Origin of the sequence: Mucilaginibacter sp., assembly GCF_965277465.1 — a bacterium.
GTDB lineage: Bacteria > Bacteroidota > Bacteroidia > Sphingobacteriales > Sphingobacteriaceae > Mucilaginibacter.
The window spans coordinates 1910073-1929167 of record NZ_CBDICW010000002.1; the positions used below are offsets into that span (position 1 = coordinate 1910073).

The 19095-nt window shown below is 40.3% G+C and carries 19 protein-coding genes and 1 riboswitch; of the genes, 3 read left to right on the forward strand and 16 right to left on the reverse strand.

All coding sequences use genetic code 11. The features are described from left to right. Window positions 1-20: 20 nt before the first annotated feature. Window positions 21-1400 (forward strand): MATE family efflux transporter, encoded by a 1380-nt coding sequence (locus ACQY4U_RS20650; RefSeq protein ID WP_428331357.1) that lies wholly within the window; start codon window positions 21-23, stop codon window positions 1398-1400. Between the two features lie 8 nt (window positions 1401-1408). On the opposite strand, the gene ACQY4U_RS20655 is transcribed toward ACQY4U_RS20650, so the two are convergent. From ACQY4U_RS20655 to ACQY4U_RS20680, 6 genes are all read right to left on the reverse strand, one after another. Beyond that, a complete protein-coding gene (locus tag ACQY4U_RS20655) occupies window positions 1409-3706 on the reverse strand; it encodes a glycosyl hydrolase family 95 catalytic domain-containing protein (RefSeq protein ID WP_428331358.1) in 2298 nt (765 codons plus the stop codon). Between the two features lie 59 nt (window positions 3707-3765). Then, window positions 3766-4668 carry a histone deacetylase family protein gene (locus ACQY4U_RS20660; protein WP_428331359.1) on the reverse strand — a complete coding sequence of 301 codons (903 nt, stop codon included), beginning with the start codon at window positions 4666-4668 and terminating at the stop codon, window positions 3766-3768. Window positions 4669-4689: 21 nt separating this feature from the next. Beyond that, window positions 4690-5967, reverse strand: a complete 1278-nt coding sequence (kynU, locus tag ACQY4U_RS20665) for a kynureninase (protein ID WP_428331360.1) — start codon at window positions 5965-5967, stop codon at window positions 4690-4692. Between the two features lie 77 nt (window positions 5968-6044). Beyond that, window positions 6045-6647 carry a DNA-3-methyladenine glycosylase gene (locus ACQY4U_RS20670; protein WP_428331361.1) on the reverse strand — a complete coding sequence of 201 codons (603 nt, stop codon included), beginning with the start codon at window positions 6645-6647 and terminating at the stop codon, window positions 6045-6047. Continuing rightward, window positions 6644-7291, reverse strand: a complete 648-nt coding sequence (locus ACQY4U_RS20675; RefSeq protein ID WP_428331362.1) for an alpha/beta hydrolase — start codon at window positions 7289-7291, stop codon at window positions 6644-6646. The genes ACQY4U_RS20670 and ACQY4U_RS20675 overlap by 4 nt, the downstream gene beginning before the upstream one ends. Then, a complete protein-coding gene (locus ACQY4U_RS20680; RefSeq protein ID WP_428331363.1) occupies window positions 7288-7767 on the reverse strand; it encodes a GAF domain-containing protein in 480 nt (159 codons plus the stop codon). Before ACQY4U_RS20680 ends, ACQY4U_RS20675 begins: the two co-directional genes overlap by 4 nt. Window positions 7768-7892: 125 nt before the next feature. Here ACQY4U_RS20680 and ACQY4U_RS20685 point away from each other — a divergent pair, with 125 nt between their 5' ends. After that, the gene (locus tag ACQY4U_RS20685) at window positions 7893-8141 is read left to right on the forward strand and encodes a hypothetical protein (protein WP_428331364.1); all 249 of its coding nucleotides are present in this window, start codon (window positions 7893-7895) and stop codon (window positions 8139-8141) included. Between the two features lie 230 nt (window positions 8142-8371). On the opposite strand, the gene ACQY4U_RS20690 is transcribed toward ACQY4U_RS20685, so the two are convergent. The 5 genes from ACQY4U_RS20690 to ACQY4U_RS20710 form a co-directional block, all read right to left on the reverse strand. Further along, window positions 8372-9124 carry a diphthine--ammonia ligase gene (locus tag ACQY4U_RS20690; RefSeq protein WP_428331365.1) on the reverse strand — a complete coding sequence of 251 codons (753 nt, stop codon included), beginning with the start codon at window positions 9122-9124 and terminating at the stop codon, window positions 8372-8374. A gap of 17 nt (window positions 9125-9141) precedes the next feature. Beyond that, window positions 9142-9837: an SIR2 family NAD-dependent protein deacylase gene (locus ACQY4U_RS20695; RefSeq protein WP_428331366.1), complete on the reverse strand. Its 696-nt coding sequence runs from the start codon at window positions 9835-9837 to the stop codon at window positions 9142-9144. A gap of 180 nt (window positions 9838-10017) precedes the next feature. Continuing rightward, window positions 10018-10593, reverse strand: a complete 576-nt coding sequence (locus tag ACQY4U_RS20700) for a DUF6580 family putative transport protein (protein WP_428331367.1) — start codon at window positions 10591-10593, stop codon at window positions 10018-10020. Window positions 10594-10655: 62 nt separating this feature from the next. Further along, window positions 10656-11717: a DUF5074 domain-containing protein gene (locus tag ACQY4U_RS20705; RefSeq protein WP_428331368.1), complete on the reverse strand. Its 1062-nt coding sequence runs from the start codon at window positions 11715-11717 to the stop codon at window positions 10656-10658. Between the two features lie 9 nt (window positions 11718-11726). Continuing rightward, window positions 11727-13748 (reverse strand): TonB-dependent receptor, encoded by a 2022-nt coding sequence (locus tag ACQY4U_RS20710; protein WP_428331369.1) that lies wholly within the window; start codon window positions 13746-13748, stop codon window positions 11727-11729. 99 nt (window positions 13749-13847) lie between these two features. Continuing rightward, a riboswitch (cobalamin riboswitch) is annotated at window positions 13848-14052 on the reverse strand. 159 nt (window positions 14053-14211) lie between these two features. Here ACQY4U_RS20710 and ACQY4U_RS20715 point away from each other — a divergent pair. After that, window positions 14212-14931: an SRPBCC family protein gene (locus tag ACQY4U_RS20715; protein ID WP_428331370.1), complete on the forward strand. Its 720-nt coding sequence runs from the start codon at window positions 14212-14214 to the stop codon at window positions 14929-14931. 77 nt (window positions 14932-15008) lie between these two features. On the opposite strand, the gene rplT is transcribed toward ACQY4U_RS20715, so the two are convergent. The 5 genes from rplT to ACQY4U_RS20740 form a co-directional block, all read right to left on the reverse strand. Continuing rightward, window positions 15009-15353: a 50S ribosomal protein L20 gene (rplT, locus tag ACQY4U_RS20720; protein WP_428331371.1), complete on the reverse strand. Its 345-nt coding sequence runs from the start codon at window positions 15351-15353 to the stop codon at window positions 15009-15011. 75 nt (window positions 15354-15428) lie between these two features. Then, window positions 15429-15629: a 50S ribosomal protein L35 gene (gene rpmI / locus ACQY4U_RS20725; protein ID WP_073400151.1), complete on the reverse strand. Its 201-nt coding sequence runs from the start codon at window positions 15627-15629 to the stop codon at window positions 15429-15431. A gap of 29 nt (window positions 15630-15658) precedes the next feature. After that, complete coding sequence (infC, locus tag ACQY4U_RS20730) at window positions 15659-16225, reverse strand: translation initiation factor IF-3 (protein ID WP_428331372.1); 567 nt, start codon at window positions 16223-16225, stop codon at window positions 15659-15661. A gap of 1 nt (window position 16226) precedes the next feature. Beyond that, the gene (thrS, locus tag ACQY4U_RS20735) at window positions 16227-18152 is read right to left on the reverse strand and encodes a threonine--tRNA ligase (RefSeq protein ID WP_428331373.1); all 1926 of its coding nucleotides are present in this window, start codon (window positions 18150-18152) and stop codon (window positions 16227-16229) included. Between the two features lie 214 nt (window positions 18153-18366). After that, on the reverse strand, window positions 18367-19095 hold the full coding sequence (locus tag ACQY4U_RS20740) for a (Fe-S)-binding protein (RefSeq protein WP_428331374.1): 729 nt from the start codon (window positions 19093-19095) through the stop codon (window positions 18367-18369).

The following is a 19095-nucleotide window of genomic DNA, read 5'->3' on the forward strand; positions in this document are numbered from 1 at the left end:
CTATACCATTATCCTAATAAATGAAAGCCATCTACCATAAATACAAAGATCATTACCGCGAAAACCTGCATCTGGCTATCCCGGTAGTAATTTCGCAGGTTGGCCATACCCTTGTACAAACTTCGGATAGTATTATTGTAGGGCATTTTGCAGGCACCGTGTCATTAGCGGCAGTAGCTTTGGCAAACAGTATTTTTGTAGTGCTGCTGGTTATTGGGATAGGTATCTCCTATGGTTCCACCCCATTGATAGCACAGCACAACGGCAGTAATAATTATGATGAATGTGGTAAGCTGCTTTCAAACAGCCTTTTCATTAATGTAGTTACAGGCGTAGTGTTATTTGCCATAACTTACTTTAGCTCAATCATTTTCTTAAATCATTTAGATCAAACGGAGCAGGTTGTAAGGCAGGCCAAACCATTTTTATTGCTGTTGGGGGTATCCATTATTCCCATGCTGGTATTCAATACCTTTAAGCAGTTTGCCGAGGGTTTGGGCTTTACCAAGCAAGCCATGATGATCTCTATATGGGGTAATGTGCTCAATATTTGCCTGGGTATAATTTTTGTAAAAGGTTTGTTTGGTGTTCCGCCAATGGGCATAAAAGGCGTTGGCTACAGTACGCTGATTGACCGTTGTTTAATGGCAACCGTGATGGGATTTTATGTTTTTAAATCCGTCCACTTCAAAAAATACCTCAAAAGCTTTGTGCTTACCAACGTGAAACGTATTTATTGTGCGAAGATTCTGCGTATTGGTGCGCCGGTTGCGCTTCAATATACTTTTGAGATCAGTGCCTTTAGCGGAGCGGCTATTTTAATTGGTACAATTGGATATAATGAGCAGGCCGCGCACCAGGTGGCCATTAACCTTGCATCCATCACGTATATGATGGCCAGTGGATTATCGGCCGCAGCGGCTATAAAATCAGGGAATTATTTTGGTAGTAATGATCATCAGAAGCTCAGGCATTCGGCTATCTCAAACTATCACATAGTTATTGTGTTTATGATGTTTACCGCCCTTATTTTTACTTTAGGCAATCATATATTACCATGGATGTACACTTCAGATAAAAAGGTTATAGCTATTGCAGCACAGTTACTTATCATAGCCGCATTTTTCCAGCTGTTTGATGGTACACAAGTAGTTGGTCTTGGCATTTTGCGCGGTATGGGCGATGTAAATATCCCTACCATAATTACCTTTTTAGCTTATTGGGTAATTGGTTTACCTGTAGGTTACCTGTTAGGCATATCAATGCATTTAGGTGTTGCCGGCATTTGGTATGGCTTGGTATTGGGATTAATGGTATCCGCAATCCTGCTGTTTTTTCGTTTTCAGTTCATCAGCAAAAAGCTTCGGGATAAAACGGTTTTAATTTTAGCGCAGGATTAGTCAGCCGCCTATTGATTTTTCAGCACCAGTTCGCCATTAACTTTAAACTTAAGGGTAATAAATCCATCATGGGTATTGATGATTTCTACTCCTTTTTTAGATGATACTGACCATTGCGCAAAAGGTAATTTCAATTTGGTATTTCCGCCTTTTTCTGCAAATATCTTTACTTCAGATGTCTGTCCGCCTTTTTTACTTGCGCTCACCAGGAAAGCACCCTGAGCCCTTAAAGTATGAAACGAAACATCTTTCCATTCGGCGGGTACAGCCGGGAAAACTTCAATAAAACCGGCATAGCTTTGCAGCAGCATTTCCTGCAGACCAGATGCAAAAGCGAAATTACCTTCGAGTGTGAAAGGGCGATAGGTAAATTTTGAATAGCCAGATTTTGTTTGATCGCCATTTAAATGGAAGCTATTGATAGAGCAGAATGCTTTGGCAAAAATAGTAAGGTCCTTAGCTGCCCCATCACCATCTTTGGCACGGGCTTTCATATTTGCTAACCACGAATACGAATAACCACACCAATAGGCCGGCCCTATACTGTCTAATAAATGAATGGTATTTTTAATAATAGTCTGTGATTTTGGACCATCCTCCCATTTGATTTCGCCAAGCGGATAAATAGACATGGCATGCGAAAAATGCCTGTGTGATTGATTATAGGCCATCGATGGCGAAAACATCAATTCATTATTTGGTGTAAGCGCAAAATCTCCAAACTGCGCATAGATCTTATTCCAATGGGCAGCCTCATCTTTTAAACCCAGTTCGTTAGCAAGTTCGGCTGCTGCATGAAATGTAAATTTCATTAAAGACAGGTCATAATTGGTATTCTGCGGAAACCAAGCTTCGGGTGAGTTGTCATTAATTTCCGGACTTGAACTTATTGGAAGTTTTCTTTTCCCGGCAGCATCAATAGTGGTGATGCCTTCTAAAAAAAAAGCGGCATCCCTAATCCACGGATAAGCCCGGTTTTTAAGAAAAACCTTATCCATACTATAACGCCATTGCAGGTAGTAATGCTGCCCCAGCCAAGATGATACTGTGGGCGATAGGGAATATTGGATCCAGCCACCCATTTCTGTACCGTTAAGTGTGGTTACGCCGGGTACTGCCAAACCATTTTTACCAAAATACAATTTGGTGTATCGCTTATAATTGGCTTTGTTAGCATCCAGGTGGTCGAGATAGCCAATTCCCTCATCCAGGTGATTGCCGCTATATGATGGCCAGTAGCTGAGCTGGGTATTTAAATCGTGATGGTAATCACCTTTCCAGGGTGGTATGCGGCCGTTATCTGCTGTCCATACCGCCTGTAATGAAATTGGCGGCGCACCTTGCCTGGCAGCCGAGCCAAATTTATATTGCTCCAGATACCATTGTTTCTCTATCAGTGTATCCGGGATATGGATGGCTGATTTACTCCAGAACAACCTCCACCAGTTTTGGTGGGTTAAGTAATCAGTGGTATAGCCACCTTTCAAAGTTACTGCTGTAACCATTGCAGCAGGGCTATTTGTCTTACTGTCTTTCTTTTGCGATGAAATGCTCCAAACGCCCTCAATAATTTTTCCGGTTCTTTTCCATCGTACGTTAACCTGGTAGGAGAAACCGCCCCAGCCTTCCTGCGTGTAAGTTATGTTGTTACCCTGCCTGTTTACAAATCCCTGTTTGTATCCTAATTTTGAAAGATCCTCGCCCACTACTGAATTTGAGTTCTCCTTTGTTATAGCTGCCTGGTATAATGGCGGAATAAGCTGCGGGTAAATATCAGTTGATAAATTCTCAAACCTGAACCAGCCAACCGGCTTGGTGGCATGTACAAAAGTTTTTAAAACAATGCCATTTGCCCATTTCACTTCGCATAGGGCGTTATCTACAAACAAGTGTACAGATTGTACCTTACCCCAATTTTTAGTATCAAACTCCATTGCCGCGCCGGGGATTTTTGATGGCGCAGGTTCATTATCGTAAGGATCATCAAAATATTTTTGTACAAGGCTGTAGTCTGCTTTATTCTTAACCTGCTCATAAACCCACTGATAGCTAAATTCTTTACGGTGCAGGCCTTTCATAGGGCGCTCATCCCAAAGATCGACCCTGTCGAGCGAGAAGCGCAGGTGATTTTGTTTTTGCCAGATAAGTGCACCCACAGTTCCGTTTCCTAATGGGATACCTTCGTCCCAGTGAGCAGCTAATGTATCAAAATGCAGATCGTGCTTTGAGGATACAATTTGGGCAATGGATGTCATCTGCCATAAAACAAAAATGATGATTAAGGCTGATCGGAACGTTTTAAACATACGAGCTGTTTTGAAATGGTAACAGGCTTGAAATTACTATTTTTAAGTTATAAATAATGTCAAAAGTACAATTCATTTGCGACACGGTATGTATTACAATGCGCCTCAACTATATCTTTTATATCAGGGGAATACCCGCCGCCCATACTTACCTGTACCGGGATGTTATTTTTTATACATTGCTCAAATACAAATACATCTCTTTGTTTACATGCGGTTTTACTTAAAGACATTTTACCTAACTTGTCAGAAACAAGTACATCAACTCCTGCTAAATAAAATATAAAATCAGGCTTTTGGGCGGCTATTAATTGGGGTAACGTTGTGTTCAGTAAATGCAGATATTCCTCATCGGCAGTACCATCAGGGAGTGCAATATCCAAATCAGAATGCTCTTTGCGGAAGGGAAAATTATTGGCTCCATGCATGGAAAATGTAAAAACGGCAGGGTTGTTCTCAAAGATCTGTGCTGTACCATTTCCCTGGTGCACATCAAGATCAACGATTAAGATAGATTGTGCAAGTTTGTTTTTCAATAAGTAATTAGCAGCTATGGCCTGGTCATTCAGTAAGCAAAAGCCTTCGCCCCAATTGGTGCCAGCATGGTGCGTACCGCCCGCAATATTAAAAGCAACTTTGTTTTGAAACGCATAATGACAGCCATCGATAGTGCCTTTTGCAATGTGGATCTCGCGCTCAACGAGTTGAGCGGATAACGGGAAACCCGTACGCCTTTGTTCTTTTGGCGGCAATGTCAGATCGCGCAACTGCTCCCAATACTGTTTATCATGTGTCCATAAAATTACCTCTTCATCAGCCAGGCCAGGTGAGAATAAGTTTTGAGGTTCAATAATGCCCTCATACAATAACTGAGCAGGGATCAGTTCATATTTGAGCATCGGGAAACGATGCCCTTCTGGTAAAGGATGTGCATATATAGGATCATAAGCTATTTTAAGCATAATTAAGCCCTATGATCAATTTTATTGTACTGACGCGGCAAGTATTCGCCCGGTTTCAAAAACTTGCTTAAAGCTGTTATAAAGCGGCACAGGGCTTAAACGAATAACATTAGGTTCCCGCCAATCGCCAATTAGGCCGTTTTCCGTCAGGTAATTAAAAGTCGCCTTTGCATTTTGCTTACAAACAATGGATAACTGGCAACCCCGTTCGTTTTTATTTTTAGGAGTAATGATGGTAAACAATTCGTCACCTTTAGTTTCATTGATACTATTTATTAAAAACTCTAAATAGCCGGTAAGCAATTCGCTTTTGGCTCTTAGGGGAACTAATCCGCCAGCCTGTTTAAAAATATCAAGGGCAGCCTTATGTAGTGTAAGCAGCATAATTGGGCTGGTACTTAATTGCCAGCCTGCTGCACCTTTATCGGCTTCAAAGCCCTTAGCCATTAAAAAGCGTTTATCTTCCCGGTAACCCCACCAGCCTGCAAAACGGTTTAGTTCCTTGTTATCAAAATGCTTTTCGTTCACAAAAACACCACTTATACCACCCGGACCTGAGTTCATGTATTTATACGAACACCAGCAGGCAAAATCGGTATCCCAATCATGCAGTTTCAAGGTTACGTTTCCGGCAGCATGCGCTAAGTCAAAACCCGCATAGGCGCCAATATTATGTGCTGCTTTGGTTATTGCTTCCATATCAAACAGCTGGCCGGTGTAGTAATTTATTCCGCCAAAAAGTACCAGGGCCAGTTCACCCGCATTATCATTTATGGTTTTGATGATGTCATCAGTGCGTAAAATATGCTCACCCTCGCGAGGAAACATTTCAATTATGGCTTCATCGGGCGCATGGCCATGAAATCTGGCCTGGCTCTCCATAGCATATTGGTCTGACGGAAAAGCGCCACCTTCCATCAGTATTTTAAAACGTTTATTTGTTGGTTTATAGAAACTTATCATCAGTAAATGAAGATTTACTGTAAGTGAATTCATAATCGTAACCTCTTCAGTTTTTGCGCCGACTATCTCCGCCAAAGTACCCGTAAGTTGTTTGTGATAGCTTAACCAAGGATCATCCCCCATAAAAAAACCTTCGATTGCAAGCTCCTCCCAATTTTTGAATTGATCGCTGATATACTGCCGGGCCGTTGCAGGTTGCAGACCCAGCGAATTACCGCAAAGATAAATTGCATCCTTACCATTATGCTTAGGCGATAAAAACTGACTTTGGAAACCCTTTAACGGATCCTGTTCATCAAGCTGCAAGGCGAAGTCTAAATTATTCTGATAGTTCATTGGTTGGCTTTAAAAATATACCAGTGTAAACACAATGCTTTGTGCCTTTCAACCGGATTAATGTAGTGTAAAAATAATTATTTATTCGGCTTGCTAACGTGAGGATTACCTTTAACATAAAAACGATAAGGCAGCAATGCATCGTCACCCGCATAATCAACCCCTACGCGTGGTACCGCTGCAATTGCTTCATCAGGAAAAATTAATCCCCTGTCTTCAATCCAGATGGTATCGCTTTGCAAACTAAATGCATTGATATTGCGCGATATACCCAGCGCTTTTGCAACAGAACCCGGCCCCATAGTTATATTGGGTTTTACCACTGGCATGTTACGACGATATTGCATAGCTTCCAAACCCTCAGTTGGTTGTATAGCCCTGATCAGTATGGCATGAGGTTGCCCCTCTACCGAAGTTACTACGTTAAACATCTCGTGAATACCATAGCAGAGGTACACATAGGCGATACCTCCCTGCATAAACATAGTCTTGGTACGGGGAGTTATCCTGTTTCCAAAAGAGTGTGAAGCTTTATCAACAATGCCATTATAAGCTTCTGTTTCAACAATATATCCACCTGTAGTTATACTGTCGATACAGGTAAATAAATACTTGCCAATCAAATCTTTACTTAAGGCAACAACATCGGTGCTATGGTAATAAGAATCTGCTAACTTCATTTTTTGAGGATCTTTTTCAATAGTTTATTGATCTCTTTAGCTTTATCAAATATCATAATATGCGTACCGCCTTTTACAATGATAGCATCCTTTATTTTTCTATAATTAAACACATGATCGTGATCCCCGGTTATATGAACCAGGTTTGGCGGCACAATCTGATTATCCCAGTGCAGGATAGCACCCATAGCCCATTTCATAAAAACAGGTGATGAGTTTTTAAGCATATCATTAAACAACCAGCTATCGGCATCGTTCATTTTACCGAACGCAAAACGGATTAGAAACTCCATTGAAGAAAACAGCTTTGGAGATATTAGCTTATAAACCGGAAGATTTTTAAAAAGGCTGAAATACCCCGGCGCTTCGTTGATCGTCTTGATACTTGAGATCAGGATTACCTTTTGGAGTGTTAATATTTTGGCTATCTCGACAGCCAACATACCACCTAAAGAGTTACCTACTACAATAGATTTGGGTGTGATATTATATTGGTAGACAAGTTTTTGTGCGTAAGTTGTTAAAGTATCTGTTTGATGTGGAAGTATCCAATCAACACAGGTAACGTCATGGTCATAAAAATCTAAATTATTGTAGATGCGGGTATCGGCACCAAGGCCGGGGATCAAAAATATTTTACTCATTTAAACCTTACCAGTTCAACAATCTTATTAAGGTAAAGCGCGTCGGTATCATCAAACTGATCTAACTCTTCGCTATCCACATCTAATACCGCAACAACCTGGCCATTATGAAACACAGGTACAACGATCTCTGAACGTGACAATGAACTGCAAGCAATATGACCAGGGAAAGCATCTACATCGGGTACGATCAGCGTTTCCTCCTGCTGCCAGGCTGCACCGCAAACACCTCTGCCCAAAGCAATCCTCGTACAGGCAACCGGCCCCTGGAAAGGGCCTAAAACCAACTCATTATTTTTAACCAGGTAAAAGCCTACCCAAAACCATTTAAATTGCTCTTTAAGGGCTGCGCTGATGTTTGCAAGGTTCGCAACAAGGTCATCCTCTCCCGTAAGCAATGCTTCAATCTGCGGAACTAACGACTGGTACTGTGTTTCTTTATTTGCTGATACAATTATGTTTAAATCCTCTGCCATGACACAAAAATAGGGATGATGTTTTAAAAGTAAATAAAGCCAATCTCATATTTGAGATTTTATTTGACTTTCTTTGGGTTGTTTACAAATTTTGTCTGCTTGCCAGGATCATTAAATTTAATACCATGAGAATTATTGCAGAATTACCACACCCGGATTTTAAAATATCTATCCTGAACATGAACCGGAAGTTTATTATAAAGATAGAGCAGGGGAACCTTGAGCAGACCTACAAAATTGCCGAGGCCGACCTGATGGATGGTGTAAACAGCGTTTTTGAATTGCTGGATGAAGCGCTTTTAAAAACTGTTGCCGCCCGTTTTATAGAGATGCGGAAAGATTTCAAAGAATCATACAATAGGTATAATTATTAATTCAATTAAATCATATAACTAATTGAAATATAGGTTATTAATTATTATTAAAATGCATCACAGAATTTTATTTGGCATTTTAGCTATTAATTATACTAATAAAAGGTTCTAAATTCAATTAATCTACATTGAATTTATATTTAATTTACTGATTATTAGAAATTTATATAAATATAAAATACAACGCAAAATTATATTTGGTGGGTTAAAAATGCCAAATAAATGGGAGGTCAAGCCGGAATAAGGTCACAATACCAAAATCCGGAGAGTTTTTTGGTGGTATCAGAAACACAGGTGTCATCAGCATTTTCGGGGGACTTATATTCCTTAAAAACCTTTATGCCGGTTTTGTATTTTATTTCGTTTTTAAAGATTGGACCTTTAAAAGAAAAGGTGTGAAACTCGCCATTCTCACCGCAAACGTCCACATCAACGGGTAATGATAAAATCAGTTCGTGGCTTATCTCCTTCCCCACTATATACTCCAACCGCTCCTGTGTGCAGGCTATAACTGTACCAAAACCGAGTGTCAAAAACTCGTTGATCAGTTCGGTAGTGTTGCGTTGCCATAAAGGATAGATACCTTTCATCCCTGCTTCGGCAAGGTGCTCGTCGCGGTATTTCTTCAGGTCTTCTAAAAATATATCTCCGAAAACAGCGTATTCAATGCCCTCCTCTTTGAAGCGTTCCATGTGCTGCCGCATAATGGCATCATAAGCATTCATCCCTGGCATTTCGGGCAGGCGGATCTGGTATAAAGGAATCCCTATACTTTCGGCCTGCTGAATCAAAAGCTCAGTGCGCACACCGTGCATAGATACCCTGTCTACCTCATCATTAACAGTTGTTACCAGATATCTAATATCCAGATCAGAATCTTGCAGGCAATGGTATAATGCTAAGGAGCTATCCTTGCCCCCGCTCCAGTTAAAAATGGCAGACTTTCTTTTACCTTGATTTACTGGTAGAATTGATTCTTCCATTTTGTTTGTTGAAACCATTAGCTATCTAAATCATCAGTCAGCAATTCATTAACCAATTGCGGCACGCCCACTGATGCTTTTTCTTCTATCCGGATAAAAGAACTATCGCTCAGATAAGGTATTTTGGGATCAATAATATACTTTGGTGTGTGTCGCGGTACAAAATCTATCAACCCTGCAGCGGGGTAAACGGCAAGTGATGACCCTACGAGAATAAAGATTTCGGCACCGTCACAAATTTGTGCTGCCTTTTCAATCATTGGCACAGCTTCGCCAAACCAAACTACATGCGCCCGCAACGGGGAACCTAATTCGCAAACCTCATCCATTTTTATCTCCCAGCCGTTGATAGGATAAGTAAGATTTGGATTGATGCTGGATTGTGAGCGGGTTATAATGCCATGCAAATGAACAACATTGGTTGATCCTGCACGTTCATGCAGATCGTCAATATTTTGGGTGATGATAGTTACATTAAACTTATCCTCCAGTTTGGCTAAGGCATAGTGGGCTTCATTAGGTTTTGCTTCTAATACCGATTTTCGCCGCATGTTGTAAAACTCCTGCACCAATGCCGGGTTCCGCTGCCATGCTTCGGGTGTGGCCACTTCTGCAATGTCGTATCCCTCCCACAGCCCATCGCTGTCCCTGAAGGTTTTTAAGCCGCTCTCAGCGCTGATCCCGGCCCCGGTTAGTATTACTATGCTTTTCATTTTTGTTAGTTTAAAGAGATACACAAAGCATTGTGTCGTTTTGTTGCGTCGTAATGCTTTGCAACACTTTTTAACTTTATAGATACACAAAGTATTGTGCCTCTACAAATAACTACACAATATTTCAAAAAAAAAGCGATCCTTTTATTTTCGGATCGCTTTTCAATTTTATAATCTTGCTTATAAAGCTAATTCGCTTTGGCTGCGCAAAACCGTGTATTTGTTTTTGGCAAATTCAAACCCGCCGAACAATATCGCACAAAATACAATATCGCCTAAAACCATATTCTTTTCAAACGGAATGGCTGCTATTAATGATTGGCCGTATCCTGCTAAGGTATGCGGATACATTGTTCCGTATAACCATGGCAGATCCATTATTAACCAATGTATAGCTACCGATACTAATGAGGCCATACCTACATTGGCAACATTTACCTTTTTTATCAGGCTGCCAACAAATACCATTATGGCAAATGTTAAATAAACCCAAAAAGAACCACCATAAAACAACACCAATTTTGAGGTGTACAAATAGTTGATCAGAATATCGCTCGAGAACAAGGTGATCAGCACCACGAGGTAAGCTTTCCACTTGTTAGTAAAGTAAGCACCTCCAAACAAGGCAATAGCACCTACGGGTGTAAAATTGCTCAGGATGTATGGAAACTTATAACTAACCAAACGCATGGCAGCTGCAGCTACTATCATCAGGATAAGTACAATGGTGCGGATATTGATTTTCTGTAACGACATATTTGAATTTATGAGGTAAAATTACGGATTATCCTTATAAATAGGATGATAATTTATTGTTCTTATTTGTTAACGATAGCGATCTTACCCGGGCTGATGCCTGTAGTAATTGCGTATTCCTTTTTACCTGTTTTATCAAAGGCATATAATACACCGTTTGATGAATAATCCTTGGCATCTGTAATAAAAATTTCGCCTGTTAAAGGATCGGCTGTTATTGCAAATGGAGTTGTGATAACGGTACCATCAGTAATAAAGTTTGTCTGCGCAGCAGTTTGTGTTTTTGCATTGTATACTGCTATTTTATTATCGGCAGTAACATAATAAACAAAATCGCCCTGTACGGTAATTGGGATATTGTAGCCCAGGTTTACAGCCGGCTGTGATTTTACAGCATCAGTTGTATTGTCAATAATGGTCATGCCGGCAGCTATGCTTGCAAAATCACCTAATGATAATACATATACATTACCATAGGTATCAGCTGCTAACGAAACAGGGTCAGCAATAACAGTGATCTTTTTAGTTTCGGTTAATGAAGTTAAATCTACTACCGATACCGTTTTATCAGGATTACCAAAACTTAAGCCACCTGAATTGGCCACATATAATTTACCATTTGATATTAACAATTGCTCAGGATTACGACCTACCGTAATAGTTTTATTTATGGTTAGTGTGGTGGTATCCATAACAGCAACATAACCATCATACGAAGTAATAAAGGCATTTCCCTTGTAAAATGCGATGCTTCTGCATTGGTGCAGGCTATCCTGTTTAATCAGTTTGCCTGTTTTAGCATTAACTACATCAACCCTGTTTGAATTATTTACAGTGATGTACATTTTTGATCCGTAGATCTCAATATCATTACCGGTATCGCCAAGCTTGGAACCGTTAACACTGCTGAAAAAATCAGCTGTTAACTGCTTGGTGGTATAATCGTAATAGGTTAATGTACTGTTATTGCCGCCAAAGTTACCCTGATTTAGTATATATAAACCCGCCCTTGTAACTGCTGTTGGCGTATCAGATTTTGGAACTATCTTGTCTTTATGGCAGGCAGAAAGTACCGATATAAGAGCAAGGGCGATAAATAGATAGTTAAGTTTAAATTGTTTCATGATGAATTATTATATAGTTATTTGAAATGAGATTCTGTATGAACGACCTGGCATTGGGTAGCTTTGCACCACGAAGTAGCTTTTATCAAACAAGTTATTCACCTCAAATGAGGCTCGTAATTGCTTATTATTTAATAGCTTATGGTAAACCAATGAAGCATCACTTATTGAGTAGGCAGGAATAAGGTCATCCGGAAGGTTATTGTTGGTATAATACCTTGATGATGAAATTACCTGGTTATAGTACAAACCAAAAGGTCCATGATCTATCCCCGCATTAACCGCAACTGTATTTTTAGGCGTATAAGGTAACTGGTTTAAATACACCGACGAGGTAGGGTCTGTTATATTAAGCGCCTGCAGATAACTGTAATTTACGGTCAGCGAACCTTTCCAATCAGTTGCTATTTTGGCTTGTGTTTTTATACCTAAATCCAATCCTTTAATATCAACCTTACCAAAGTTTTGGATAGATCCGTTATAGGCGTCCTTAGGGATAAATACAATTTTATTGGTTACATGGTTATAATAAGCATCGGCAGTAAAGGTTATGTAATTAAAAAATCCGTTTAGTGCTTTACTGTAGGTTGTACCCAAATCGTACTCGTTGGTAAACTCAGGCTTTAAGTTAGGGTTGCCTATACCGCCATAATACAGGTCATCAAACGTTGGGTTACGGAATATATATTTGTAAAATCCACGAAACTGAAAGTTAGGATCGGCAAAGGGCAGCCAGGTAGCCATTAATGTTGGCGAAAAGTTATTGCGTGCAGGGGCTGCCCTGCCTGTCCGCACGGTTTCAGTAATATTGGTATTCAACAGGCTACCCTGGAATTTAAACTCTCCTAAAGTTAAGTTCGATGCTAAAACATTTAACAGCGTAATCCGGGTTGGGTACGAGAAATTGAACAAATTGGTGTTCAGATCATTCACAGCAAAATCAACACCATAGGATACTTCCCAATTTGTTGTTACATGATAGGCCAATGCGGCTGACTGATACAACTCGCGCTGGGTAAAACGTTGATCTAATAAATGCTGTGCATTCAGAAAATCCGGATCCAGGTAGCGTAAATAGTTTTGCGATAACTTGGTATGCAGCAGCAAATGAAAGCCATTGTGCCAGATGCGCTCGTATCCACCCTGTAAAAAAAAGTCGCGGTTATATAATCGCTGATTGGATGGTGCAGCACTGTAAAGAATCACCGCACCGGGCAAACCGCGGTCTGACGTGTAATAATTAAAGTGCAAGTCAACCTTATTGCTATCACTTTTAGCCCAGTACAATGCACCGTCAACTTGCTGTGCACTGATGCCTGCATTGTTACGGGTTCGAACTGAGTCTGTTCCGTTGCCGCTGTTTTTATATTTGTAACGACCGTTGGCGTTTTCGGTATAACCATTTATAATGAACGACCAGTTATTATTGATCCGCTGCTGCCATTGCAAATAAGGCTCAACCAGACCAAAGGAGCCTGCTTTAATACCTGCGGTTATTTGATAAGGCTTATCTGCACTTAATGCAGGCTTTATTGTTTTAATGGATAATATACTTGCTGCCGAGAATGATTTTGCAGGCATGCAGATAATTGCTGACTGCCCGTTATACAGCGTAATTTCCTGTACATTATTCAGATTGATCTTGCTCAGATCAATTTGCCCGTTTTCGGCATCATTAATTTGCACGCCATCGTATAATACTTCGGTGTGGTTAGCACCTAAGCCACGTACAGATACCGTTTTTAACCCTCCTATCCCACCGTAATCCTTAATAATTACCCCGGCAAAGTTTCTGATGGCATCGGCAACATTGAAGGCATTATACCGCACAAACTCATTAGCCGAAATTTGCTGCATTGGCGTAATGCTTTGCACCTTAGGTATAGGCGAAGTTTTGATTTTAACCTCTTTTAGTTTTTTAGCAGTATCTGTTTGGGCTACAGATGTAAAAGGTAATGCAAAGCAAATACACAGCCATAAAGCGGATATAGGGTATAAACTACTTTTTAAGTAAAGTACTTTTCTTTGCATTTGCATGAGTTAAACTCACAGCAATAGAAATACAAGGTTTGAACAAGAAACCGTAACAGAAGAGTTTCACATTCAAGCTTCAATCCCCGAAAGCTGTGAATAATATATATGCTTTGGGCAGGTCTTCTGACTTACTCCCCTGTTGCCCGGTCTTCCCATCCCGGTTATACCGAAGACAGTGACCAAATGATTGGGCAATGGTTATGGAGCTTACAGCTGCGGGACAGTTACGGAGTTACGCCGTATTCCCTTTTAATTTCTTAAAATAATTGTTTTTAAGAAAACCTAAAGCGCTGCAAAAGTAGAATAAGAATTGATAAACAACAACTAAGCTCTGCATTTAATTAATACTTGTTGATAAGGCCAATTATTGCTGATTTAAGTTCAGGGCGCAGTAAATCATAAAAATCAAAACTAATCAGTACTATGGGTTGTTAAAAGATTATCTATTTAAAACAAAAATATGGCAACAATAGCAGTACAGCGGATAAATGGAAGTAAACCTGCACCCGCAAGCGACCTTATAAATTTAAACTGGCCCGAGCGTTATGTATCCATAGCTGCCGGTGTTAAACTAAGTTTTTCTGGTATCAGGAATATATTTTCAAGTCCGTTTACCAGTTTATTAAAACTTGGTGCAGGTGGCTACCTGGTTAACCGGGGCATCAGCGGGCATTGTGAATTATATTCGCAGATAGGTAAGATAAGTACCGATCCTGTTAATGTTTCTATTAAATCATCGTTCACAGTTGATAAACCACGTGATGTAGTTTATGATTTTTGGCGAAAACTGGATAATCTGCCACTTTTTATGAACCATTTGGAAAGTGTTGACGTTTTGGATAATGAACGTTCGCACTGGGTATTAAAATTACCTACAGGGGTAGCCAACGTAAGCTGGGATGCCGAGATTGTGATGGATGTTCCCAACGAAATTATTGGATGGAGCTCTTTACCGGGCTCAATTATTGATAATGCAGGCAAGGTACGTTTCCGCGAAACAGAAAATGGCGGTACTTTAATTGATGTATTGATCTCTTATCAGCCACCTGCTGGCGGTATTGGTGCAAGCCTTGCGCATGTATTAAACCCCGTATTTAAAAATATGGTTGATAAGGATGTACAAAACTTTAAGCAATTTATGGATATTGATAATAGCGAAGATGTTGTGATCATTCTATAAGGCTCATCACAAAACATATTCAAAACAGAAAAGGCCCCGAATTTCGGGGCCTTTTCTTATAATAGAAGAGATTCTGATTATTTTACAGCATCAACAACCGCTTTGAAAGCGTCTGGATGGTTCATTGCTAAATCAGCTAATACCTTACGGTTTAAACCAATTTCTTTAGCAATTAATTTACCCATTAATTGTGAGTAAGAAATTCCGTGCTGACGGGCACCAGCGTTGATACGTTGGATCCATAAAGCTCTGAACTCTCTCTTTTTGGTCTTACGGTCACGATAAGCGTACTGTAAACCTTTTTCTACTGTGTTTTTAGCAACGGTATAAACCTTGCTGCGTGAACCCCAATAACCTTTTGCAAGGTTCATGATTCTTTTCCTGCGTCTTCTCGACGCTACTGCGTTAACTGAACGTGGCATGTTGTTGTTTTTTGGTAGTGAGTGCCAGCTTTATGCTGAACTTAAAACTCTAATACCTGGTTAAAAATTTGTTAATTACTTACCTATGCAAAGCATACGTTTAACGTTACCCATGTCAGCTTTTGAAACAAGGCTGGTGTGTGTAAGGTTACGTTTACGTTTAGTCGACATCTTTGTTAAGATGTGGCTTTTGAAGGCGTTCTTCCTGGTGATTTTACCTGTTCCAGTAAGCTTGAAGCGCTTTTTGGCACTGGAATTGGTTTTCATTTTTGGCATAACCGTTGTATATATATTTATTTAATTAATTACTTTTTAGCGGCCTTTGGGGTAACGGTTAAAAACATCCGCTTGCCTTCCAATTTTGGTAATTGCTCAACCTTACCTACTTCTTCTAATGCTTGTGCAAAACGCAACAGAAGTATTTCGCCCTGTTCCTTGTAAACAATTGCACGGCCTTTAAAGTGTACGTAAGCCCTTACCTTTTCGCCTGCTTCCAAAAACTTAATGGCATGCTTTAATTTAAATTCAAAGTCATGGTCATCTGTGTTCGGTCCAAACCTAATCTCTTTAATAACAGTTTGTTTGGCGTTACTTTTAATCTCCTTCAGCTTTTTCTTCTGCTCGTAAATGAACTTGTTATAGTCCGTAACTTTACAAACAGGTGGTACAGCGTTAGGGGATATTTCAACCAGATCCAATTCCTGTTCCTCGGCAATAGCCAAAGCGTCTCTTAACGAGTATATACCAGGTTCCACGTTATCGCCAACCAGACGAAGTTCAGTAGCCCTGATAAATTGATTGATGTTGTGTTCGGCTTCCTTTTTCTTAAATGGAAGCCTTGGTCCTCTGTTGAAAGGTTTGTTTAATGCCAAGTTATACTGTTATTTCTTTAATTATTTGTTGCTTAAATTCTTCTATGCTCATACTTCCCAAATCGCCCTGACCATGTTTACGTACAGAAACCAGGCCTTCGGCTGTTTCCTTCTCTCCCACAATCAGCATATAAGGGATTTTTTTGACTTCGGCATCACGGATCTTACGACCAATTTTCTCATCCCTGAAATCAATAAGCCCGCAAATATCGGAATCTTTTAATGATTCTGAAAGTTTTTTTGCATAATCTTCATATTTTTCAGAGATCGGCAAAATAATAAACTGCTCTGGCGAAAGCCATAACGGGAAATTACCTGCACAATGCTCAATCAATACTGCAATAAAGCGCTCTAACGATCCAAAAGGTGCCCTGTGGATCATTACCGGGCGATGTTTCAGGTTATCGCTGCCTGTGTATTCCAACTCAAAACGTTCAGGTAAGTTATAGTCAACCTGGATAGTTCCTAATTGCCATTTACGGCCTAAAGCATCCTTCACCATAAAATCAAGCTTAGGGCCATAAAAGGCAGCCTCGCCGTATTCTACTATAGTCGACAGTCCTTTTTCTTCAGCCGCTTCAATAATTGCAGATTCGGCCAGTGCCCAGTTCTCATCAGTACCAATATACTTGGCTTTGTTATTTGGATCGCGCAGGGATACCTGAGCTGTATAGTTATCAAAGCCTAATGCACCAAATACATATAATACCAGGTCAATTACCTTTTTAAACTCATCTTTTACCTGGTCGGGGCGGCAAAATAAGTGTGCATCATCCTGAGTAAAACCACGTACACGGGTTAAGCCATGCAGCTCGCCGCTTTGCTCGTATCGGTATACCGTGCCAAACTCAGCATAACGAACCGGAAGATCCTTATATGAGCGTGGTTTAGTTTTGTAGATCTCGCAGTGATGCGGGCAGTTCATTGGTTTTAAAAAGAACTCCTCTCCTTCCTGCGGGGTTTTTATTGGCTGGAATGAATCGGCTCCGTATTTTTCATAATGACCAGATGTTACATACAAACTTTTATGACCAATATGCGGTGTAATTACCTGCTCATAACCTGCCTTAACCTGTGCTTTTTGTAAAAAGTTGGTTAATCGTTCGCGCAATGCAGCACCTTTTGGTAACCATAAGGGTAAACCCATTCCCACCTTTTCAGAAAAGGCAAACAGTTCCATTTCCTTACCTAACTTACGGTGATCGCGTTTTTTAGCTTCTTCTAATAAATGCAGGTATTCAGTTAGCTCACTGGCCTTTGGGAAGGTAACTCCATAAATACGGGTTAACTGTTTCCGGCTTTCATCTCCGCGCCAATAGGCACCGGCAACGCTCATCAGCTTTACAGCTTTGATAAAACCAGTATTTGGAATATGCGGCCCGCGGCACAGATCGGTAAAGTTACCCTGGCTATAAAAAGTAATGGCACCATCAGGCAGATCTTTTAACAGATCAAGCTTATACTCATCGCCTTTTTCGGTAAAATATTCAATGGCATCAGCCTTGCTTACAGGCTTACGGATAAATTCTTCTTTGGTTTTAGCCAGTTCTATGATCTTGTCTTCAATCTGCTTAAACTCATCGGAAGAGAATTCACGATCGCCGAAATCAACATCATAATAAAAACCAGTTTCAATCGCCGGGCCTATACCGAATTTTGTACCCGGATACAGCGCCTCTAAAGCTTCGGCCATTAAGTGGGCCGATGAATGCCAAAAAGTAGCTTTTGCCTGGGTATCGTTCCAGGTTAATAATTTAACATGCGAATCCTTTTCGATGGGGCGGCTGGCATCCCAAACCTGGCCATCAACTTCGGCTGCTAATACGTTTCGTGCTAATCCTTCGGAGATCGATTGTGCAATCTGCATGGATGAGATCCCTTTGTCATACTGACGAACGGAACCATCAGGGAGTGTAATACTAATCATCTACAACTATGATTTAAAAGTTTATAAAATTATTTTTTTATTGAATCACCTACAAAGTGATTTATGATTTAATTGCAAAAATAGAATAATTTGGCAGGAATGCACTGATTATTTTAATCGGATTAACCTTTGATTAATAACGATTCTATAAGCTAAATGGATAAAAGCTTATCAAAAATGAATCTTTAAGAAAAAAAATCAGCTGAATATGTGATCAGATGTTCCCCCAGCCCATAGCCAATACATCAGCCAGGTGATGAGTTTTAATGGGCAGGCTATTTTTATCAATATAGCTTTGCAGGTGCATTAAACACGATGCATCGGTCGAGATGATATAATCGGCTCCGGCTGCCAATGCGTTATCAACCTTTTGCTGCGCCATTGCTGTTGATATGGCATCAAACTTAACGGCAAACGTACCGCCAAAACCGCAGCAGGTTTCATTGTCTTTAAGGTCTACCAATTCCAAACCCAATACCTTTGATAATAGCTGGCGGGGTTCTTCCTTAATTTTACATTCGCGTAAGGCACCGCAGCTATCATGGTAAACTGCCCTGCCATCAAGCTCGGCTCCAAAATAATCAAACTGGAGTATGTTCACTAAAAAATCAGAAAGCTCGTAAATATTGGCTTGTATGCTGCGGCATTTATTATGTGCGGCAGTATTGGTAAACAGATCATTATAATAATTTTTCACCATACCTGTGCACGATGCTGATGGCGATACGATTACGCTGTCTTCCGAAAAATCATTCAGAAATTTGCTGCCTACAGCTTTGGCATCGTCCCAAAAACCGGCATTAAATGCGGGCTGCCCACAACAGGTTTGGGTTGGATTGTATTCAACAATACATCCGGCTTTTTCAAGCACTTTAACGGTATTAAAAGCAGTATCAGGAAACAACTGATCTATAAAACATGGAATAAATAACTCAACCTTCAT